Consider the following 20,540-nt stretch of genomic DNA (forward strand, 5'->3'; position numbering starts at 1 on the left):
CCTCGGCGGCCGCGCTGAGCGTCAAGTTCAGCTTGACCGGATCCACCTTCTCCGAGATCGAGGTGAGCGTCTCGAACAGCGTGTTGAACTCCGTCGTCACGTGGGACACGTCGATCACGTCGCCGCTGGAGATCCGCTGCTTGGACGGATCGGGCGGGCTGCGGAAGGACACGTACTTGTTGCCGAAGACGGTGCTGGCCTTGACCTCGGCGATGGCGTTGGCCGGGATCAATGGGACGTACTTCGGGTTGACGTTCAGTGACAGCTTGGCCTTGGTGGTGCCGTCGCGCTCGACGGCGTCGACGCCGGTGACGCGACCGATCTCGACGCCGTTGTAGGTCACTTTCGACCCCGGGTCCATCACCAGGCCGGCTCGCTGCGAAATGAGGGTCAGCTCGGTCTTGGGTGTGAAGTCACCACGAAACTGCATGTAGACGACCACCACGATGACGGTGAGCAGGATGGCGGTCACCGCGAAGGCGGTCTTCAGCGGGGGCGAGAACTGCCAGTGTCTGGCACGCGACTCGAGCCACCCCGGCGCGTCACCACCGCGGTCAGCCATGTCCGCGCCTACCCATCTCGGGGTCCCCTCCACCGACTGCGGTTCACCCGCAGATCGCCATTCGTTGCCCTGTCACTATCCCACGCAGGCCGCTGACGTCGGGGTTTTCGGACCAATCGATATCAGTGATGAACTCCAGGCGCTGGGCCCTGCGTGACGTGGCTCACACGGTGAGTTCAGGCGGTGTGATGGGCCTGCGGCACGAGCTGGGAAACAGGCTGCAGGACACCGTATTTCGGATCTCTGCCGTCACCGGAGGACCGGCCACGCGCGTGCCGCCACAGCCACGGGATCAGCAGGCCGCGGGTCCACTGGCCTTGCGCGTACATCCGCTGCCAGAAGCCGTCTTGGATCTCCTCACCGCTGGGCTGCGCCCAATCATGGTTACTACCGGGCAGTTTCAGCGCTTCGGCGGCCGCCTCGGCAAACAAGATGTGGCCCCGGGTCGAGGCGTGCATGCGGTCGTGACTCCAGTTCGACGTCTCGTTCATCGACTCGGCGTTGTAGAGATCGACCAGGCCGAACCCGTGCCGATCGGCGGCCTGACGGATGACCGAATTGACCTCGCGGATGCGCGCTCCGATCAACCGGCCCACCGGCAGCATCTTCGCGACGTCGGGGAATGTCGTGGTCACCACCGTCGCGCCGGACTCCGCCAGCTGTCGGTAGACGGTGTCGAGATCGCCCATTGCCCTGGTGAACGTGCGGCCGGGCCGCGTGACGTCGTTCATCCCGATGCAGACGGTGACCAGATCGGGGTCCATCGCCAGCGCTCGGGGGAGCTGATCTTCCAGCACGTCGATCACCCGTTTGCCCCGGATCGCGAGATTGGCGTAGAGCAACCCGGGGTGGCAGCTGTCCAGGGTGGTGGCGAGCCGGTCGGCGAACCCGATCAGTCCATGGGTGTCGTCGCCGTCCCAGAGACCTTCGGTCTGACTGTCGCCGATCGCGACATAGCGAGAGAAGCCGATGTCGGACATGAACTTCGACTTTAGCGTCGCACACCGCAGTACGATCGGCAGGCGAATGGAAGGTGGGGTGTACAGAAGGTGAAGTCGTCTGCGTCGGTCGAATCCACGGCACCGCAGTCAGATCCCGCTCCGTCGACACCTCGCCAGCGACTGATCGACGCGCTGGCCGCCTCGATCACCGACGTCGGATACTCGGCGACCACCGTCGCCGACATCGTGCGCCGCGCGCGGACCTCACGACGGACCTTCTACGAGTACTTCACCGACCGGGAAGCGTGCTTGGTTGCGCTGCTCGCCGATACGAATCGGCGGGCTGTGGAGACCATCTCGGCGGCGGTTGACCCGGCAGCGCCCTGGGAAGCGCAGATCAGGCAGGCCGTCGAGGCCTGGGTGGCCAATGCCGAATCGGAACCGGCGGTGATGCTGAGTTGGATCCGTGACGTCCCGGCGCTCGGCATGGCCGCCAGGACGCTGCAGCGGGAAGTCACCGAGTCGTTCATCGTGATGGTCCGGACGCTGTCCGACACCGAGGAACTGCGGGCCGCCGGCATCCCGATGGTGTCCCGTCAGCGGGCGATCATGCTGATCGGCGGATTGCGGGAACTGACCGCGGTCACCGTCGAGAGCGGCGGCCGGATGACGGACATCACCGACGAGGCGGTAGCCGCGGCCATCGCCCTACTCGGCCCTCATCGCGGCGGTTGAGCCGGGCTACTTCTTGAGCCAGGCGCGAACTTTGGCCAGGTCGCGGGTATAGGCCTCGTACATCTCGTCGTCGAAGAACGACGCGCCGCTGATGACGTCATTGCCCTGCCAGATCACTCGGACCCGGTACCGGTCACGCAGGTAGACGTCGACGCGCCCGCTTTCGCGACGCTGCCAGCCCTTGTCTTCGCCGGCCTCGGAAATGGCCAGCCGCTCGTCCGTGCCAGACATCAGTGACTACTCCTCTTGGGCGCTCCTCTTGGGGCGGCGATACGCGCGCCCCGGGGGTCAACAGTACGGGGAGGACCCCGGCCGGCTGCCGTTGTGTCGCCCGGTACATCGGCGTACCGTGGCCGGTACAGCGACGTACCGAAGCGGAGGATGGGAACCATGGCGCACGCGACGACCGATCCGATCCGACTCCCGCCCGGCCCGAACGCCCCACGGCTGCTGCAGGGAATTCGCTTCCTCACCGCACGCCGGGCCGTGGTGGGCGACCTCGCCAGGCGATACGGGTCGGCGGTCACCCTGAACCTGCCGATATTCGGCAGAACCGTGTTGATCAGCGACCCCGCCCTGATCAAAGACCTGTTCACCACCGGCAGCGATCTGGTGGGGCGGGCCACCAATCTCGGCGAGGTGTTGGGCCCGGGCTCGACCTTCAGCCTGGACGGCGAGGAACACCGCGAGCGACGCAAACTTCTGGTGCCGCCGTTCCACGGCAAGCGCATGCACAGCTACGAGGCCATCATCGAAGAAGAAGTACTGCGCGAGGTCGCGAACTGGCCCGAGGGCGTCGAATTCGACACGCTGCCGTCGATGATGCGGATCACGCTCAACGCCATCCTGCGCGCGGTATTCGGGGCCGAGGGTGCGTTCGACGAACTACGCGAGCAGCTGCCCCGCCTGGTGGCCGTCGGATCGCGGCTCGCATTGCTGCCGAGGATCTTTCGGCGTGACTTCGGCCCCCGCAGTCCCGGCGGCGCCATCGGTCGGCACCGACGGCGCTACGACGAGATCGTCGACTCGCTGATCGCCGACGCCCGTCGCGACCCGGCGTTCGACGAGCGCCCGGACGTCTTGTCGCTGATGCTGCGGGCGCGTTACGAGGACGGCACGGCGATCCCGGACCGGCACATCGCCGACGAGCTGTTGACCCTGCTGACCGCCGGGCACGAGACCACTGCGACCACCCTTGCCTGGCTGGTCGAGCGGGTACGCCGGCATCCGCAGCTGCTGGCGCGCCTCACCGCGGAAGCCGACGCCGGCGGCTCGGAATTGCAGCAGGCCACGATCTGGGAGGTACAGCGGCTGCGGCCCGTCATCGACGGCACATCGCGACGGGCGTTACAGCGAATCCGCCTCGGGGAGTGGGTGATTCCCGAAGGTCATGTGGTCATCGTCAGCATCCCGATGGCGCACGCCAACCCGGACCGATTCACCGGACCGTCGGCGTTCGACCCGGACCGGTTCGTCGGCAGCCCGCCGGACAACTACGCCTGGATCCCGTTCGGCGGCGGGATCCGCCGGTGCATCGGCGCCGCGTTCGCCAGCATGGAGATGAACGTCACCCTGCGAACCCTATTGCGCGAGTTCACTTTCGTTCCCACCACCGCACCGGGGGAGGCGTACCACTCGCGGGGGATCGCCAACGCCCCGGCCGACGGTGGCCGCGCGATCGTCCACCGGCGGTCCGATGCCGGGACGCCGCCGGACTGGGCGGCGTCTGGGAGTCTGCTGGGAATTGCGTCAGGCGGGGAGCCGGCGATTCAGCAGAATGCCCGCACCGACTGACAACGTCAGTGCCAGGGCGCCCAGTGCAACCCAGCCTGCACTGGCGTCACCGTGCACCACCTGGTACCCGATCTGCTCGTCCAGGGTCGAGTACACCTGGTTCAGTTCGCCGAGGCTGGCGGCACGGAAGGCTTGGCCGCCACTGAGATCGGCGATCCTGGCCAGCGAGGCGTCATCGGTCGGAACCGGAATCGATTGACCGTCGACCTGGACCACACCGTTCGGCGTGCCGAACGAGATCGTCGAGATCGGTACCCCCTGCTCTTTGGCGGCCTGCGCGGCGGTGAATGCTCCACGCGGAGAGTCCAGGTTCGGCGGGACCGTCTCCTTGCCGTCGGACTCCAGCACGATGCGGGCCGGTGGCGGTCCGTCACCACCGCCCATCACCGCACCGGTGGTCGCAATCGCTTGCAGCGCAGTGAAAATACCCTCGCCCGTTGCGGTGCGCGGTTCGGGAACCAGCTTGTCGATCGCCTGCTTGACCTGCTGCCGGTCGATCGTCGGCGCGACCAGCAGCGTGGCCCCTGACGAGAACTTCACCAGCCCGAGATTGATGCCCGGGGTGAGCATGTCGGCGAAATGCTTGCCGGCCTCGCGGGCCGCCTCGATTCGGCTGGGGGCGACATCGGTGGCCGACATGGATTCCGAGACATCGATGACGAGCATGACGACGGCCCGGTTGCGGGGGATCCGCACGTCATGGGTGGGCCCGGCCATCGCGGTGGTGAGCAACGCCAGGGCGGCCACCAGCAGGGCCGCGGGCAGATGCCGGCACCTGCGCGGCTTCTGGCCGGCGGCAACCTGCTCCAGCAGCGCCATGTTCGCAAAGCGCAGCACCCGCCGCCGTCGGCTTCGCTGAACCAGCAGGTAGGCGGCCACGGCGGCGAGGACGACGACGAGATAGCAGAACAACCACGGGGTTGTGAAGCCCGAAAGTGACAGCGATTTCACAGCATCCACGCCGGCGGGACCACCTCTCAACTAACCCCGGTACAAAGGACACGTTAGCCACAGTTTCTTGGGGCTGCCGACAGTGATGACAGGAGTGGGTTGTTGCCCGGTATCGGTTCGTTGCCCCTGAGCGGGCTGGCGCATCCCGGCCTGCTGGTGCTGGCCGTGATACCCGCACTGCTGCTGGTCCTGTACGTCCTCGGGCAGCTCCAGCGACGGCGGCGCCTGCGGCAGTTCGGCGACGCGGCAGCGCTGCAGCGGCTGACGCCGAAGCGGCCACATCGCCTGCGGCACTTGCCTATTGCGCTGTCGCTCGGCGCACTACTGCTGCTCATCGTCGCGCTTGCCGGGCCCACCCATGAGGCCCGCATCCCTCGCAATCGGGCTGTCGTGATGCTGGTCATCGACGTCTCACAGTCGATGCAGGCCAAAGATGTTGCCCCGACCCGTCTACGGGCCGCGCAAGACGCGGCCAAGACCTTCGCCCAGCAGCTGACCCCCGGGGTGAACCTGGGCTTGGTGTCGTTCGGCGGCAACGTGAATCTGCTGGTGTCGCCGACCCCCGATCACGCGGCCACCGTCACCGCCTTGGACAAGTTGCAGCCGGACAACTCGACCGCCACCGGTGAGGCGCTGTTCACCTCGCTGGAGGCGATTCAGACCGTGAGCACCGTGCTCAGCGCGGGCGATGCGACGCCACCACCGGCGCGCATCGTGCTGCTGTCCGACGGCGGCGAGAACAAACCCGCCAATCCGGACAATCCGCGTGGGGACTTCACCGCCGCACGGGCCGCCAAGGACCAGGGGGTGCCGGTCTCGACGATCACGTTCGGCACCCGGGACGGGGTGGTGACGCTCAAGGAGGACACCATCCCGGTGCCGTCGGACGGCACCCAGATGAAGCGGATCGCCGAACTGTCGGGCGGGCAGAACTACACCGCCACCAATATCGACGAGCTGAACAAGAGCTACGGGGCGGTCCTGCAACAGGTCGGGTACCAGACGATCAGCGCGCCCGCGACCACCGGATGGCTGCGGCTGGCGGTGGTTCTGCTGACCGTCGCGGCGTTCCTCGCGCTGGCAGTCAACCGGAATCTGCCCGCGTAGATGTCCGCTCGGGTGGGCATAGCTACCGCGACAGCAGAGGAGGTCCAGCCGCATGAGCGACGACACCGCGCCCCGGGAGAACCCCGCCAAGGATCAATCGGAATGGGTGACCGGCGATGAGCCGATGACCGGTCCACAACGCAGTTATCTGAGCACCCTGGCCCAGGAGGCCGGCGTCGAGGTGCCCGAGCAGCTGACCAAGGCACAGGCCTCGGAGATGATCGACGAACTGCAGACGAAGACCGGACGAGGTGCCTGATGATCACTGCCGATGACGTGCGCCGGCTTCTCGACGGCGACCCCGACGCGGTGCTGGTGCTCATCGAAGGCCGCACCGAGGTCGTCGGCCCGGCTGCTTTGGACACCGACGACTACCGCGGGGCGCTGCAGGTGATCACCCGCGCGGAACTGGTCGAGCAGGCCGGCGGCGAAAAACTCTCGGATCGTGAACTGTCCGAGCAGGCCGCGGCCCTGGAGACCGCGATCGCCGAACTGGGCGGCTAGCTTTCCGCGCCGCGGGCGCGTTTCACCAATTCGACCGAGGCCGAACGCAATTCGTCGGCGGAGGACAACGGTGCACCGAATCCGACCCGGGTGTATCCGGTGCCACGCGGCGTGTCGACCCGCAGGTCGAGCCCGTAGCGGTCGACGCCGGTGCACACCGCGGCCGTGGTGTCCGGATAGCCGCCGAGTGCGCGCGCCATCGCCACCAGTGACTCGGCGTGATCGGCGTTGAGGTGGGTGATGGCGCCGGCGGCCTGCGGTCGAACCGGGTCGGCGGCGGCCGCCGCGTAGTCCTCGGCGGTCGCCGAATCCATCCGGCCGTAACCGCCCACCCAGCGCACGCGGTGCACGCGCAGCACCCAGAGCGTGAAGTCGGAGTAGTCGACGTAGTACTTCGCCGCCGCGACGGCGGCCAGATGCGCGTCACGGGCAGCGCGGGCTTCGTCACCGGTCGGGCGTTCCACGACGCCGGCCAGCGTGATCCGTCCGCTGGCCAGCGGGTCGGTCTCCGTGGTGGGCGCGACGACGGCAAGACTGGCGCGCGGATCGCCGGCGAGATTGCGGCCGTGCTCGGCCATGTTCGACACGCACAGCACCGGCTGACCGCCGAGAAGCCCGTAGGTGACGAACGAGGCCCATGGATCGCCGGTGGCGGTCAGGGAGGCCAGCGTCGCGGTATTGGTCGACGCCGCAATACTGCGGGCCTCCTCGGCCGCCGAGGGCCGGGTCGCGCCGACGACGGCGGTCAGCGGCGGCGGAACCGAAGGGGCGTCGCCCGGGTCGCCATGATCGCGTGATGCCACGTCGGCACGATACCGCGCCCACCGTCCGGCGAGAGACCCGATTCTGATCCGGTCCATCCTGCGTGGTGCTGCCGACGATGAGATCGCAAGCGACATCATCGAATCCGATGTTGCGCGACGGTGTCGGCGGCAAGAACCGCAAGAACGAAAACCGCGAATTGCGGCGAAACCCGCGCGCTCCTGCAGGTAGTGTCAGATCGTCGTGACGATCCCGTTCACCGTCACGAAACACCGCGGACACCGCGGCGCCACCGCATCGCTTCGAAGTCATAAGAAGGTTCGGTCATGAGGAACGTACGTCTGATCGCTGTTGTCGCGGCCGCTGTCGTGGTCGCCGGTGTCGCCTGCGCACCACCGGAGAAGAAGAGCGGCGGCGGCGGTGACGGCACCGCCGCAGGCCAGGCCACGTCGATGGCCGATTTCGGCGGCATGGACGGGCTGATCTCGGCGGCCAAGAAGGAGGGCGAGCTCAATGTGATCGCCCTGCCGCCGGACTGGGCCAACTACGGCGCCATCATCAAGGCGTTCGGCGACAAGTACGGCATCAAGGTGAACTCGGCTCAGCCGGACGCCGCCAGCCAGGACGAGATCAACGCCGCCAATCAGCAGAAGGGCCGCAGCACCGCACCGGACGTCTTCGACCTCGGTCAGTCGGTGGCATTGGCCAACAAGGCGATGTTCGCGCCGTACAAGGTGGCGACCTTCGACAGCATCCCGGCCGATATGAAGGCGGCTGACGGCTCGCTGGTCAACGACTACGGCGGTTACATGTCGATCGGCTACGACTCTGCCAAGGTCCCCGACCTGAGCTCCGTCAACGATCTGCTGAAGCCGGACTACAAGGGCAAGGTGGCACTCAACGGCGACCCGACCCAGGCCGGCGCCGCCTTTTCCGGTGTGGCGATGGTGGCCCTGTCGCAGGGCGGCTCGGCCGACAATGTCGCGCCCGGCGTCGACTTCTTCGCCAAGCTGAAGCAGGCCGGCAACTTCCTGCCGGTCGACCCGACGCCGGCCACCATCGAGTCCGGCCAGACGCCCATCGTCATCGACTGGGACTACCTGAACGCCGCGGAAACCAAGAAACTGCCCAGCTGGAAGGTGTTCGTGCCGCAGGACGCGGTGCTGGGCGGGTACTACTTCCAGGCGATCAACAAAGATGCCCCGCATCCGGCGGCCGCAAGGTTGTGGCAGGAGTTCCTGTTCAGCGACGAGGGCCAGAACCTGTACCTGGCCGGCGGCGCGCGACCGGTGCGGGCCGACGCGATGGTCAAGGCCGGCACCATCGACACCGCCGCCTACGAAAAGCTGCCCCCGATCAGCGGTAAGCCCGTCATCATGACCCAGGCCCAGACCGACGCCGCGACCCGATACCTGGCCGACAACTGGGCCAAAGCGATGGGCTGACACCGCGCGTGCTCCGCCATCAGTCGCCGGCCGAACGTCTCCGGCAAGCACTGCCCTTGGTGCCGTTCGCAGTGTTCGTCACGGTCTTCCTGATCATCCCGACCGTGACGGTGATCGTGTCCGCGTTCTACCTGGACGGGGTGTTCTCGCTACAGCGAATCGGATTGCTGTTCTCCGGCACCGCGGTGGCCGCGCTCGGTAAGAGCGTGCTGCTCTCGACGGTCACCGCCGCGATCGGAGCGGTTGTGGGTGCGGTGCTGGCGTGGCTGGTGGTCACCAGTTCGCCGACGTCACCGATGCGTCGGGTGGTGCTGTCGCTGTGCAGTGTGCTCGCCCAATTCGGTGGCGTGGCATTGGCATTCGCGTTCCTGGCGACGATCGGCCTCAACGGTGTGCTGACCGTCTGGGTGTTCGACCGGTTCGGGTTCAACCTGGCCGGCGACGGGTGGTTGTACTCGTTGCGCGGACTGATCCTGGTGTACACCTACTTTCAGATCCCGCTGATGGTGATCGTCTTCACCCCGGCGCTTGAGGGCTTGCGAGCGGAGTGGCGCGAGGCGGCGGTCAGCCTGGGCGCCTCCCGGTGGGCCTACTGGCGAGAGGTGGGCTTTCCGCTGCTGACACCGGCGTTCCTCGGGTCCGCGTTGTTGTTGTTCGCCAACGCGTTTGCCGCCTACGCCACCGCCGCGGCATTGGTCAGTCAGGGCAGCCCGATCCTGCCGCTGCTCATCCGCTCGGCCCTGACGTCGGAGGTGGTGCTCGGACAGTCCGGGTTCGCCTACGCGCTGGCGCTCGAGATGGTTGTCGTGGTCGCCGTGGTCATGGTCGCCTACAACCTGCTGGTGCGCCGCACGTCGAGGTGGCTGCAGTGAATCGGGTCGGGCGGGCGGTGCTGCTGACACTGTTCGGGGTGTTCTTCCTGTTCCCGCTGTATGCGATGGCGGATTTCAGTACCCGCAACCTCATTCACGGCGGACGCACGCTGGCGGCGTGGAAGAACCTGGTACAGAACGAGATGCTGTATCAGGCGATCATCGTCTCGCTACTGCTGGCGGTGTTCACCGTTGTGCTGATGCTGGTGATCCTGGTGCCGACGATGATCTGGGTGCGGCTGCGTGCGCCGTGGGGCAAGCGGCCGATCGAGTTCCTCTGCCTGCTGCCCTTGACCATCCCCGCTTTGGTGATCGTGGTGGGGCTGCGCAACGTCTACCTGTGGGTGGTCTACTTCCTCGGGGAGTCGGCGTTGACGCTGACGTTCGTCTACGTGGTCCTCGTGTTGCCGTTCGCGTATCGGTCCCTTGATGGCGCCCTGTCGTCGATCGACCTGAAAACCCTTGCCGAAGCGGCACGTTCCCTCGGCGCGGGCTGGACCACCACGATCCTGCGGGTGGTGGTGCCCAACATCTGGTCGGGCATTCTGTCGGCCGCGTTCATCTCCATCGCCGTGGTGCTGGGCGAGTACACCATCGCGTCGTTGAGTGGATACCAGAACCTGCAGGTGGTGATCGTCGCGATCGGCAAGAGCGACGGACCGACCTCGGTGGCGGCGTCGCTGGCGACATTGGTGTTCGGTTTCCTCCTGCTGCTGATCCTCTCGCTGGTGACCCGCCGTCACCGGCACGCCGACGTCGTCGACGGGAAGGAAAGCCGATGACCGGCAACGGTGTGGCTGTCGATTTCACCGACGTGACAAGAATTTACGGCGGAGCCGTCGGAAAGGCGGGCGTCGGCGGAGCCGTCGGAAAGGCGGGCGTCGGAAGAGGAGGTGGCGGGACCGTCCATGCGCTCGACGGACTGACGCTGCACTTGGAGCCCGGCGAGATGGTCGCCCTGCTCGGTCCGTCGGGATGCGGCAAGACCACCGCGCTGCGGATCCTGGCCGGGCTGGACGAGCCGACCGCGGGCCGGGTGGCCGTCGGCGGTGACGACATCACCGGTGTGCCGCCCAACAAGCGGGACATGGGCATGGTGTTTCAGGCCTACAGCCTCTTTCCGCACCTGACCGTTCTCGACAACGTCGCGTTCGGGCTCAAGCTGCGCGGGCAGGACAAAGCCGACCGAACGGCGAGGGCGGCGGACATGCTCGATCTGGTGGGGTTGTCCGAACACAAGCAGAAGTACGCCAGCCAGCTCTCCGGCGGCCAGCAGCAGCGGGTGGCGCTGGCGCGTGCCCTGGCCATCCAGCCGCGGGTGTTACTGCTGGACGAGCCGCTGTCGGCCCTCGATGCGAAGGTGCGCGCGCAGTTGCGCGACGAAATCCGGCGGGTCCAACTCGAAGTCGGCACGACGACGCTGTTCGTCACCCACGACCAGGAAGAAGCTCTGGCCGTCGCCGACCGGGTCGGCGTCATGAACCAGGGCCGACTGGAACAGATCGCCGCGCCCGCCGACGTCTACGCCCATCCGGCCACCCCGTTCGTCGCCGAGTTCGTGGGCTTGAACAACAGGATCGACGTCCAGGTGGCCGACGGGCGGGTCCACCTGCTCGGGACCACCCTGCCCGCGGCGGCCGGCTCGGTGGCGACGGGTGCCGGCGTCGCGCTGGTGCGACCGGAGTCGGTACGAATCGACGCCGCCCGCGACGGGTCGGCCACTGTCGCCTCGGTGTCATTCCTGGGCCCGATCTCGTTGATCCACTGCACCTTTGACGACGGCACCCGACTGGTCGCCCAGAGCTCGAGCACCCATGCGGCCGGGCTGACCCAGGGCGATCGCGTCGCCGTGCGCGTCGAGCAATCCGAGGTGCTGGTGATCCCGGCGGCCGGCTAGACCGCGCGCCGGACGAAAAGTCCCCGAACCCAGCATCTCCGAGGCAGGCACGCAGGTACGTTGTCGGGCATGGGTCAGGATGAGGGAACGCCGAATTTCACCGCGCAGGAACGCGACCGGATCGACGAGGAGTTGGCGGATCTGCGTCGCCGCCGCGATCAGATGCGCGCCGAACTGCAGGGCGACGCCGACACCGTGGGCGACCGCGGCGATGCCGCGGACGCGTTGCAACGGTCGGAGGATCTGGCCGGCATCGACGAGCAGATCAACCGGTTGACCTGGCTGCTCGCCGGGGGGAACGCGGACGCGCCAGGGCAACTGCCCAACGGCACGGAGGTGACCGTGCGCTTCCCGGGTGACGAGCCGGTGCGCATGCGGATCATCCACTTCCTGGAGGAGACGCCGGCCGGCGAAGAGGACACCACGCTGACCTCCGACAGCCCGCTCGGTCTAGCGTTGTTCGGGCGGCGGGCCGGTGAGACCGTCACCTACTCGACGCCACGGGGCGAGCTGCAGGTCGAGCTGCTGGCCATCGATATTCCGAACGAGCGATAGAGGTGTGATGCGGGCGATACGGGTGACCGAACTGGCCGGTCCGGAGTCGGTGCAACTTCTCGAGATCGACGAGCCGACCGATGATGGCGCGATCCTGGTCGACGTCCACGCCGCCGGGGTGGCCTTCCCGGACGCCCTGCTCACCCGCGGGCTCTATCAGTACAAGCCGGAACTGCCCTTCACCCTGGGAGCCGAGGTCGCCGGTGTCGTGCGGTCCGCCCCCTCCGGCGCCCCCGTGAAAGCCGGTGATCGGGTCGTCGGTCTGACGATGATCACCGGCGCGATGGCCGAGACCGTCGTGCTCACGCCGGACCGGGTGTTCCCGCTGCCGGACAATGTCAGCTTCGAGGCCGGCGCGGGTCTGCTGTTCAACGACCTGACCGTGTATTTCGCTCTGACCGTGCGCGGCAGGCTGGCCAAGGGCGAGTCGGTACTGGTCCACGGCGCGGCCGGCGGTATCGGCACGTCCACGCTGCGGCTCGCGCCCGCGCTCGGCGCCAGCCGGGTGATCGCGGTGGTCAGCACCGAGGACAAGGCGGACGTGGCCAGGGCCGCCGGCGCCACCGACGTCGTGCTGGCCGACGGGTTCAAGGACGCGGTCGCCGAGCTGACCGGCGGCAAGGGTGTCGACATCGTCATGGATCCGGTGGGCGGCGACCGGTTCACCGATTCGCTGCGCTCGCTGGCGCCGGCCGGGCGGCTGCTGGTGGTCGGCTTCACCGGAGGTGAGATTCCCACCGTGAAGGTAAATCGGCTGCTGCTCAACAACATCGACGTCGTCGGGGTCGGCTGGGGGGCCTGGACCATGACGCACCCCGGGGCGCTGACCGAGCAGTGGGACGGGCTGGCCGAGCTGCTGACCTCCGGTGCGCTGCCCGCGCCGCAACCGGAGGTGTATCCGCTGGAGCAGGCTGCCGCGGCGGTCTCCTCGCTGGAGAATCGCACCGCCAAAGGCAAGGTCGTGGTCCGCGTCAGGGATTGACCCGGGCGACGGTTCGGCTCACGCGGTGTGGGCTCGGCGGGTCTGGGGTAGTGGAACTTAGATGCGCCCGTCCGAGGAGAAGCAATGAGCTCACCGGTGACCCTGCCCTGGACCGAGTGGCTGCCGACCCAGCGGTGGTATGCCGGTCGCACCCGCACCCTGGTGTCCGCTGACACCGTCGACGTGGTGCCGCTGCGGCCACAGCTTGACCTGATGCTGGTCGACGTCACCTACACCACTGGGCCCGCCGAGCGGTATCAGGTTGTGGTCCAATGGGATTCGACTCCGCCATCGAACGCGGGCGCGATCATCACCGACGGCGCCTTCGACGGCCTGCACGACCCGTCGTCGGCGCAGTTCCTGCTGGCACTGATGGACTCGGGCACCACGATCGGCGACGTCACGTTCACCAAGGAGCCCGGCGTCACGTTGCCGCTCGAGGTCACCCCGCGGGTGTCGACGGCCGAGCAGAGCAATACCAGCGTGGTGTTCGCCGACCAGGCGATCTTCAAGTTGTTCCGCCGGGTCGCCGCGGGGATCAACCCCGATATCGAACTGAACCGGGTGTTGGGCCGGGCCGAGAACCGGCACGTGGCCCGGCTGCTGGGCTCGTTCGACACCACCATGGACGGTCAGCCCTGCCCGCTCGGGATGGTGACGGCTTTCGCCGCGAATTCGACTGAGGGCTGGGACATGGCCACCGCGAGCACCCGTGCGCTGACTGCCGGCGGCGCCGGTGACGGCTTTTCTGGTGAGGCCTACCAGTTGGGCAAGGCGGTGGCGTCCGTACACGCGACGCTCGCGCAGGAGTTGGGGACCTCGACCGACCGGCTGCCCGTCGATGTGATGCGCCAGCGGCTGGCCGCGGCCGCGTCGGCCGTGCCCGAACTCGCCGAGTATCAGGCCGCGATCGAGGAGCGCTACGCCAAAGTCGCCGAAGAGCCGGTGGTCGTTCAGCGCGTCCACGGCGACCTGCACCTGGGTCAGGTGCTGCGCACGGCGGACGGTTGGCTGCTGATCGACTTCGAGGGTGAGCCGGGTCAGCCGGTCGACGAGCGGCGCAGGCCCGACTCAGCGATGCGCGACGTCGCGGGCATGCTGCGGTCGTTCGAGTACGCGGCATATCAGCAGATGGTCGACCGGACCCCAAACCCGGAGCTGGCGGCGCGGGTAAAGGACTGGGTGGACCGTAACTGCGCGTCGTTCTGCGACGGGTACGCCGCCGAAGCCGGTACCGATCCGCGCGATCATGCGGCGGTGCTGGCCGCCTACGAGTTGGACAAGGCGGTCTATGAGGCCGGCTACGAGGCGCGTTACCGGCCCAACTGGCTGAACATCCCGATGCGTTCGATCGCCCGCCTGGTCGGCTGAGCGGCCGCGAGCCCGAGCCGGTTCTTAGATCGGCTAGTAAGTTGGGCTGATGGCAGTCAAGCGCAGGACAGCACTCGGGACGGTGGCCGCGGTCGGAGCCGCGGCGGCCGGCCTCGGCGGGGTCGAGCTCATCACCCGGGAACAGCGCGCCCGATCCGCGACCCCCGCCGCCGGCAAGCCCAACATTCTGGTCGTGATCGTCGACCAGATGCGCACCCCGCAATGGTTTCCCGACGCCGCCGCGTTGGACGCCCGCCTGCCCCACCTGAGCGCGCTGCGCCGTGCGAGCGTGTCTTTCGACCGTCACTACACCGCGTCGAACATGTGCACCCCGGCCCGCGGGGCCATGACCACGGGCCTGTATTCACACCAGACCGGTTGTCTGTTCACCGGCGACGGAGCCACCGAGTCGACGCTGGCGCCGCAGTTCCCGACCTGGGGCACGCTGCTGCGTGACCGCGGCTACCGCACCTGGTGGTGGGGTAAGTGGCACTTGGGTGCCGAGGCGGACAACACCCCCGACGGTCTGGACGTGCACGGCTTCTCCGGTGGTACCTACCCGTCCCCTAATGGCGGGCCGAGCCAGGGCCTGCACCAGGATCCCCACATCACCGACCAGTTCGTCGAGTGGTTCGACCAGCACGCGGGTGACGGTCCGTGGTGTACGACGGTCTCGTTGGTGAACCCGCACGACATCATGTGGTGGCCGAGAAGCCCACTGCCCGAGGATGTTCCGCGGGTATTCACCGATCTGCCCGCCAACTTCGAGACACCCGAGGACATCCGTCGCCGCAACAAGCCGCAGCTGCAACTGGACTACATCGACTTCATGAGCCCGCTGATCACCGGCGCGCTGCCCTACACGGGACCCGATGTGACCAGGCGGTGGGCGCGAGGCCTGGACATGTACCTATGGCTTCAGCAGCAGGTCGATGCCCAGATCGGGCGTGTGACACAGACTTTGGCTTCGCGCCCCGACATCGATCGCAATACGATCGTGGTGTTCACATCTGACCACGGTGAGTATGCCGGATCGCACGGAATGCGCGGCAAGGGCGCGAGCATGTACGAAGAGGGCATCAGGGTGCCCCTCTACATCCGCGACCCGTCCGGCCGGCTCACCCCCAGGCCCGGTGAGACGCGGGATCAGTTGACCTCCAGCGTCGATCTCGCGCCGCTGCTGTTGACGATCGCCGACGGCGGCAACGGCTGGCGGACCGACCCCGGATGCGAGCACCTGGCGCGCCGTGCCGACCTGGCCGCGATCGCCGCCGATGCCACCGCGCCCGGCCGGCCCTGGATCGCGCACGTCACCGACGACGTATCGGTCGAGGAGATGGCCGCCCTGATGACATCCGACCGGATGCGAAAGATGCTGGGCGTCAACGATAATCCGACACACATCCCGACGACGGCCCCCAGTCACCTCGTCGCGGTCCGTACCCGCGACGCCAAGTTCGGCAGCTATGCGTACTGGCGGCCCGGCGGCATGCAGATCGACGCGTCGCGCCCGATCGATCACGAGCTGTACGACTACGCCACCCCGGAGGGCCGGCGCGAGGTCGACAACCAGGCGGGCCGTAACGCCAAACAGGCTGCGTTGCAGGCATTGCTGGACAACGAGGTGCTTCCCGAAGTGCAGGCGCCGCTGCCGCCGGCGCTACACGCGGCGCAGGAGCTGGGGCTGGCCAACCTCCAACAGGTCGCCGCCGCCCGCGGCGCCTAGCAGATCCACGGGCGGCAGCGATCCGGGGGGACTCAGAGCGACACCGGCACCGAAACGTCGAGTGCGCTCAGGCTGTTGCCGAGCGGATCGCCGAGGGCCACCATGCTCTGGAAGTACTCGATCACCCGCTTGTCTGAGACGTCCAGTGCGGGCCATTGCGGCCAGTCCCAGGTGTCGTTCATGAACGGTTGCATCTGATCGTGGCTGAGAACCGTCAGATGGTTGACGTCGTGGGCGGTGGCGGAACCCTCGAGGACGAGGCGGCCATTCGCCCGATCGTGCATCCATCCGCCGTAGTGTGGCTCCATTTTCAGGGTGTCGATGAAGGCCGTCTCACCACCGGTGTCCATCAGGTACTCGGCGAAGCCGGTATGGCCGTACTGCGCCACCATGGCCATCACATCGGCTGCCGAACCGAGCCGCGCCGTCCGTTCGATGTCCGCCACGATCTGCGGGGTGTACTTGTCGTCGGCTATCCAGCCGACTTTGGCGCCCTGCATGGCGTAATACAGTCCGACGCCCTGCAGGTCCTGGTTCCAGGCCTGCGCGTTGTTGGTCAGCTTGTTGGCGAACGCCCAGTTGCCGACATCCTCGAGGGCCACCGTGCCCAGGCCGGCGAACGTGCGCTGGTCGTTGTAGGCGACCAGTGCCTCGGTCGTGATCGCCGTTCGGCCGCCCGCGAGCCCGTCCATGCCGGTGTGGCTGCTGCCGTGGAACATGCCGAACGACATGATGTCGGTGTACTGACCGCTTGCCGGGGGATCGGGCATCGGCATCCCGGGGTCGGTCGGCGGAGTCTGCGTGCCGCCCCCGGATGTTGTGCCCACCGGACGATCGAGGATGGTTCCCATGCCGGTCGCGTCGGTGAGCGTCGCCCCGGTGGGATTCGACAACATGACGGTGAACGTCTCGCTGCTTTCCGTCAGGGAATCGCTCTTCACCGGAACGGTGATCACCTTCTGAGTTTCGCCTGGCGCGAAAGTGACTGTGCCCGTGACGCTGACGTAGTCGAGCCCTGCGGTGGCGGTGCCGTTCGACGTTGCGTACTGCACCGTCACCTTCTGAGTCGACGGTGCGGCCAGGGTCACCACGAACGACGCCACCGACGTGCCACTTCCCCCGGTGAATTCGATGGGCGTCAGGTAGGCCATCTTGTTCTGGTTGATCGTCTTCCAGTCGTCGGCCAGGATGCCCCCGGTATCACCGGAATTCGGGTTCCACGACCAATACGTCCAACTCATGTCTTCGGTTCCGGCGGCGATGTCAACCGTGCCGTTGTTGTCGAAATCACCCGACAGGTAGGACGTCAGCGCCTCGAACCAGACGGCATCCTTGGGATCGGTGAGTTTGGTGCCGAACTCGCCGACGTAGATCGGCGCGATGTTGTCCTCGTAGATGTAGCCCCAGGCTTTCCGGAAGACGCCGGGCAGGCCGGCTCCGAAATTGGCGGTCTGGAACCACGGTTGGGCGTATACGGAGTTCGGATAGTCGTGCGGTGAGTAGACGACCTGGTTGGGCACGTTGAGCACGATCGGGCGGTCTTTCACACCCATCAGATTGCCGCCCCACCAATAGTTTTGGCCCTGATAGGTCCCGACCCCTTCGACGAAGATCAGCAGGTTCGGATTCGCCTGCAGGACAGCGCTTCCGGCTCGCTCCGCCGCGCGCGCCCAGTCGTTGACTCCGCCGCCGCCCCAGGTCCCGTTGTACGGCTCGTTGTGAAGATCGAAGCCGATGACGGTCGGATTGTCCTTGTAGCGGGTCGCCAGTGTCTGCCAGTCGGAGACCCATTGGTCTTCGGAGTACTGGCTGTTGTACCAGAGCCCGTTCTCACTTGTGCCCGCACCGGCAGTGCTGCGGTGGTGGTCGAGGATGACCCGCATCCCGTCTTGGCCGGCGTAGGCGATGATCTGATCGAGCACCTGCATACGGGACAGCCCTTGCAGGTCCGGGTTCAGGTTGTAGTTGATACCGGACGGCGCCGCGGAGGTATGCAGCATCTCGCTGGAGTACGGGATGCGAATGGTGTTGAAGCCCTGGGCCGACATCTGGTCGATCATGTCTTTGTAGTTGCGGGTCCACAGACCGTCCGGCACCCCGTTGGAGCCCTCCGCGCCGAACCAGTTAACGCCCGAGATCTGGACGGTTTTGCCTTGGGAATCCAGGATCTGGTTGCCCGAGGTGTGTAGGAATCCTGCCGCCATGCCGGTGGAACCGGGTTCCGTCGCCGATGCATCGGAGATGCTGAGGCCGGGCGTTGTCGCCACGTCGTCGTTGGTGATGGTGCCGGTGGCGGTCCCGCGGGAGATGGTCGCCCCGGAGGGGTTGGACAGTGCGACGGTGAAGGTCTCGGTGGGCTCGACCGTCGTGTCGCCGGTGATCTTGACCGTGACGGTCTGCGACGTCACGCCGGCCGCGAAGGTGAGAGTACCTGTAGTGCTGGTGAAGTCGGCTCCGGCGGTGGCGGTGCCGTTCGCGGTGGTGTAGCCGACGGTGACGGGCGTGGTCGCGGCCTTGGACAGCGTGACGGTGAAGGTGGCGTTGCTCGAGCCGCTGTTGCCCTCGGCGACCGTCACATCGGCGATCGAGATGGTGGGGGTGGTCGGCGGCGTGCTGACCGCGACGCCGTTGACCGTGAGGTTGGTCGGCGCCGAACCGACGGCGCCGGGGGTGGCTTGATAGCCGAACGATGTGCTCTGGCCGGCCGCGACGGTGGCGTTGTAGGTCATGTTGCTGATCACGTAGTGGGTGCCGACATGGCTGGTGATCTGGCCGTTCCAGATGTTGGTGATCTGGGCGGGAGTATCGAATTCGACCGTCCAGCCGTTGAGGTTCTGGCCTGCGGTCACCGTGATGTTCGCGTTGTGCCCGGACCCCCAGTCACTGGCCACGCTGTAGGAGACAGAGTTGGTGCCCGGGTTCGAAGCCACGTCGTCGTTGGTGATGGTCCCGGTGGCGGTGCCACGAGAGATGGTCGCCCCGGAGGGGTTGGACAGTGCGACGGTGAAGGTTTCGGTGGGTTCGACCGTCGTATCGCCGGCGACCTTGACGGTGACGGCCTGCGACGTGACGCCGGGAGTGAAGGTGAGAGTGCCTGTGGTGCTGGTGAAGTCGGCTCCGGCAGTGGCGGTGCCGCTGACAGTGGAGTAGTTGACGGTGACCGGGGTGGTGGCGGCCTTGGACAATGTGACGGTGAAGGTGGCGTTGCTCGAGCCGCTGTTGCCCTCGGCGACCGTCACATCGGCGATGGACACGCTCGGTGTGGTCGGGGGCGTGCTGACCGCGACGCCGTTGACCGTGAGGTTCGTCGGCGCCGAGCCGACGGCGCCGGGGGTGGCCTGATAGCCGAAGGTGGTGCTCTTGCCTGCGGCGACGGCACCGTTGTAGGTCATGTTGCTGATCACGTAGTGGGTGCCGACATGGCTGGTGATCTGGCCGTTCCAGATGTTGGTGATCTGGGCGGGAGTATCGAATTCGACCGTCCAGCCGTTCACGGCGGCGCCACCCGCGGTGACGGTGATGTTGGCGGTGTGACCCGAGCCCCAGTCGGAGACCACGCTATAGCTGGCGGTCGGCGTCGACGTCGTGAGCGCGGCCGCCTTCCCGGTGGCCCTGGGCATCGCCAGCAGCGACTGGGTCTGCCGGTACAGGCCGGCAAGCAGATCGTTGATCGGATTGCCGACCGGCAGGGCCGGAAGGACGGGGGCGATCCCCAGCGAGCGCAGCACCTGCGCCGGCGACGGAAGCGAGAGGGGGATCTGCAGCAGACTCGGCGGCGTGAATGCCAGTTTTCGTGCTGCGACCGGCGGTGCGGGGTCCGTCACGGCGCGGCTGAGCGCCTCGGCGGGGGCCGGCACTGGATTGCTGATTGATTCGACTGTTCCGACCCGCACGGATGAGGCGTCAGGCTCTGTTATGTTGCCAACCGCCGCGCGCGGGGTGGATGGGGTAGTTAGCGTAGCGGCGGTCCTCGGTGGCTTGGACCCCGACGAAGCGGAGGCGGCGGCCCTGAGCTTGGTCGTCTGCCGCCGAGCAGTATGGCCGCCGGCCGACGCGCCCGACGAGGCGTCCCGGGTGGCGCTACTCGGCGACGAGGAGCCACCACCGGCGGTGGTATCCGCATGTGCCAGCCCCGCGCCGGTCGTCAAAGCGGCCCCGACACCCAGACTCAGCGCCCCCACACCCAGCCAGCCGTAGGGTTCTCTGCGCCCCCGGCGGCGCGGTCCCCGCTTCGGACCGTCGTTGTCGATCTTCGCCGCATCCCCGCCATGATGTGCCGCAGCATTCATTGCTCTGCCCTTCCTCCAAGAGAATTCACAGCGTTGCTGAAAGGTTC

19 protein-coding genes are annotated in these 20,540 nt (G+C 67.2%); 13 read left to right on the forward strand and 6 right to left on the reverse strand.

Annotated elements, in window-relative coordinates:
• Positions 1–562 (reverse strand): MlaD family protein (locus CRM90_RS18590; protein ID WP_142391399.1); only part of this gene is annotated, 562 nt, incomplete at its 3' end.
• A 176-nt stretch (positions 563–738) separates the two neighbouring features.
• Positions 739–1,542, reverse strand: coding sequence for an SGNH/GDSL hydrolase family protein (locus CRM90_RS18595; RefSeq protein ID WP_102808425.1), 804 nt, complete (start codon positions 1,540–1,542; stop codon positions 739–741).
• A 69-nt stretch (positions 1,543–1,611) separates the two neighbouring features.
• Here CRM90_RS18595 and CRM90_RS18600 point away from each other — a divergent pair, with 69 nt between their 5' ends.
• Entirely contained in the window at positions 1,612–2,238 is a 627-nt protein-coding gene (locus CRM90_RS18600) for a TetR/AcrR family transcriptional regulator (protein ID WP_102808426.1), read from the forward strand.
• A 6-nt stretch (positions 2,239–2,244) separates the two neighbouring features.
• Here CRM90_RS18600 and CRM90_RS18605 read toward each other — a convergent pair whose 3' ends face one another.
• The gene (locus CRM90_RS18605) at positions 2,245–2,469 is read right to left on the reverse strand and encodes a hypothetical protein (protein WP_102808427.1); all 225 of its coding nucleotides are present in this window, start codon (positions 2,467–2,469) and stop codon (positions 2,245–2,247) included.
• A gap of 159 nt (positions 2,470–2,628) precedes the next feature.
• Here CRM90_RS18605 and CRM90_RS18610 point away from each other — a divergent pair, with 159 nt between their 5' ends.
• Positions 2,629–4,032: a cytochrome P450 gene (locus CRM90_RS18610; RefSeq protein WP_102808512.1), complete on the forward strand. Its 1,404-nt coding sequence runs from the start codon at positions 2,629–2,631 to the stop codon at positions 4,030–4,032.
• On the opposite strand, the gene CRM90_RS18615 is transcribed toward CRM90_RS18610, so the two are convergent.
• On the reverse strand, positions 3,988–4,992 hold the full coding sequence (locus tag CRM90_RS18615) for a VWA domain-containing protein (protein ID WP_199189947.1): 1,005 nt from the start codon (positions 4,990–4,992) through the stop codon (positions 3,988–3,990). The genes CRM90_RS18610 and CRM90_RS18615 overlap by 45 nt on opposite strands.
• Positions 4,993–5,085: 93 nt before the next feature.
• Here CRM90_RS18615 and CRM90_RS18620 point away from each other — a divergent pair, with 93 nt between their 5' ends.
• The 3 genes from CRM90_RS18620 to CRM90_RS18630 are packed head-to-tail and all read left to right on the forward strand — an operon-like array spanning position 5,086 to position 6,594.
• Positions 5,086–6,090 (forward strand): VWA domain-containing protein, encoded by a 1,005-nt coding sequence (locus tag CRM90_RS18620; RefSeq protein ID WP_502693291.1) that lies wholly within the window; start codon positions 5,086–5,088, stop codon positions 6,088–6,090.
• A gap of 52 nt (positions 6,091–6,142) precedes the next feature.
• The gene (locus CRM90_RS18625; protein ID WP_102808429.1) at positions 6,143–6,349 is read left to right on the forward strand and encodes a DUF3072 domain-containing protein; all 207 of its coding nucleotides are present in this window, start codon (positions 6,143–6,145) and stop codon (positions 6,347–6,349) included.
• The gene (locus CRM90_RS18630; protein WP_502693292.1) at positions 6,349–6,594 is read left to right on the forward strand and encodes a hypothetical protein; all 246 of its coding nucleotides are present in this window, start codon (positions 6,349–6,351) and stop codon (positions 6,592–6,594) included. Before CRM90_RS18625 ends, CRM90_RS18630 begins: the two co-directional genes overlap by 1 nt.
• Here CRM90_RS18630 and CRM90_RS18635 read toward each other — a convergent pair.
• A complete protein-coding gene (locus CRM90_RS18635) occupies positions 6,591–7,397 on the reverse strand; it encodes a HugZ family pyridoxamine 5'-phosphate oxidase (RefSeq protein ID WP_102808514.1) in 807 nt (268 codons plus the stop codon). The genes CRM90_RS18630 and CRM90_RS18635 overlap by 4 nt on opposite strands.
• A 285-nt stretch (positions 7,398–7,682) precedes the next feature.
• Between CRM90_RS18635 and CRM90_RS18640 the strand changes: the two genes are divergently transcribed.
• The 8 genes from CRM90_RS18640 to CRM90_RS18675 all read left to right on the forward strand — a co-directional run bounded on the left by CRM90_RS18640 (position 7,683) and on the right by CRM90_RS18675 (position 16,204).
• Positions 7,683–8,801 (forward strand): ABC transporter substrate-binding protein, encoded by a 1,119-nt coding sequence (locus CRM90_RS18640; RefSeq protein WP_102808431.1) that lies wholly within the window; start codon positions 7,683–7,685, stop codon positions 8,799–8,801.
• An 8-nt stretch (positions 8,802–8,809) separates the two neighbouring features.
• Positions 8,810–9,673, forward strand: coding sequence for an ABC transporter permease (locus tag CRM90_RS18645; RefSeq protein ID WP_102808432.1), 864 nt, complete (start codon positions 8,810–8,812; stop codon positions 9,671–9,673).
• A 65-nt stretch (positions 9,674–9,738) separates the two neighbouring features.
• Positions 9,739–10,455 (forward strand): ABC transporter permease, encoded by a 717-nt coding sequence (locus CRM90_RS18650; RefSeq protein ID WP_102808515.1) that lies wholly within the window; start codon positions 9,739–9,741, stop codon positions 10,453–10,455.
• The gene (locus tag CRM90_RS18655) at positions 10,452–11,570 is read left to right on the forward strand and encodes an ABC transporter ATP-binding protein (protein ID WP_102808433.1); all 1,119 of its coding nucleotides are present in this window, start codon (positions 10,452–10,454) and stop codon (positions 11,568–11,570) included. The genes CRM90_RS18650 and CRM90_RS18655 overlap by 4 nt, the downstream gene beginning before the upstream one ends.
• Before the next feature lie 69 nt (positions 11,571–11,639).
• Positions 11,640–12,125, forward strand: coding sequence for a GreA/GreB family elongation factor (locus tag CRM90_RS18660; protein WP_102808434.1), 486 nt, complete (start codon positions 11,640–11,642; stop codon positions 12,123–12,125).
• Between the two features lie 7 nt (positions 12,126–12,132).
• A complete protein-coding gene (locus tag CRM90_RS18665) occupies positions 12,133–13,107 on the forward strand; it encodes an NADPH:quinone oxidoreductase family protein (RefSeq protein WP_102808516.1) in 975 nt (324 codons plus the stop codon).
• Positions 13,108–13,203: 96 nt separating this feature from the next.
• Positions 13,204–14,478 carry a maltokinase N-terminal cap-like domain-containing protein gene (locus CRM90_RS18670; RefSeq protein WP_102808517.1) on the forward strand — a complete coding sequence of 425 codons (1,275 nt, stop codon included), beginning with the start codon at positions 13,204–13,206 and terminating at the stop codon, positions 14,476–14,478.
• 46 nt (positions 14,479–14,524) lie between these two features.
• Positions 14,525–16,204: a sulfatase-like hydrolase/transferase gene (locus CRM90_RS18675; RefSeq protein ID WP_199189954.1), complete on the forward strand. Its 1,680-nt coding sequence runs from the start codon at positions 14,525–14,527 to the stop codon at positions 16,202–16,204.
• A gap of 32 nt (positions 16,205–16,236) precedes the next feature.
• On the opposite strand, the gene CRM90_RS18680 is transcribed toward CRM90_RS18675, so the two are convergent.
• Positions 16,237–20,061, reverse strand: a complete 3,825-nt coding sequence (locus CRM90_RS18680; RefSeq protein ID WP_233209390.1) for a Calx-beta domain-containing protein — start codon at positions 20,059–20,061, stop codon at positions 16,237–16,239.
• Positions 20,062–20,540 lie beyond the last annotated feature (479 nt).

The sequence above is a fragment of the Mycobacterium sp. ENV421 genome (assembly GCF_002887815.1).
GTDB lineage: Bacteria > Actinomycetota > Actinomycetes > Mycobacteriales > Mycobacteriaceae > Mycobacterium.

Coding starts and splice junctions, on each gene's coding strand:
- CRM90_RS18665 (WP_102808516.1), top strand. CDS start 12,133: ATGCGGGCGATACGGGTGACCGAACTGGCCGGTCCGGAGTCGGTGCAA.
- CRM90_RS18595 (WP_102808425.1), bottom strand. CDS start 1,542: ATGTCCGACATCGGCTTCTCTCGCTATGTCGCGATCGGCGACAGTCAG.
- CRM90_RS18630 (WP_502693292.1), top strand. CDS start 6,349: ATGATCACTGCCGATGACGTGCGCCGGCTTCTCGACGGCGACCCCGAC.
- CRM90_RS18605 (WP_102808427.1), bottom strand. CDS start 2,469: ATGTCTGGCACGGACGAGCGGCTGGCCATTTCCGAGGCCGGCGAAGAC.
- CRM90_RS18610 (WP_102808512.1), top strand. CDS start 2,629: ATGGCGCACGCGACGACCGATCCGATCCGACTCCCGCCCGGCCCGAAC.
- CRM90_RS18625 (WP_102808429.1), top strand. CDS start 6,143: ATGAGCGACGACACCGCGCCCCGGGAGAACCCCGCCAAGGATCAATCG.
- CRM90_RS18650 (WP_102808515.1), top strand. CDS start 9,739: ATGGCGGATTTCAGTACCCGCAACCTCATTCACGGCGGACGCACGCTG.
- CRM90_RS18660 (WP_102808434.1), top strand. CDS start 11,640: ATGGGTCAGGATGAGGGAACGCCGAATTTCACCGCGCAGGAACGCGAC.
- CRM90_RS18640 (WP_102808431.1), top strand. CDS start 7,683: ATGAGGAACGTACGTCTGATCGCTGTTGTCGCGGCCGCTGTCGTGGTC.
- CRM90_RS18655 (WP_102808433.1), top strand. CDS start 10,452: ATGACCGGCAACGGTGTGGCTGTCGATTTCACCGACGTGACAAGAATT.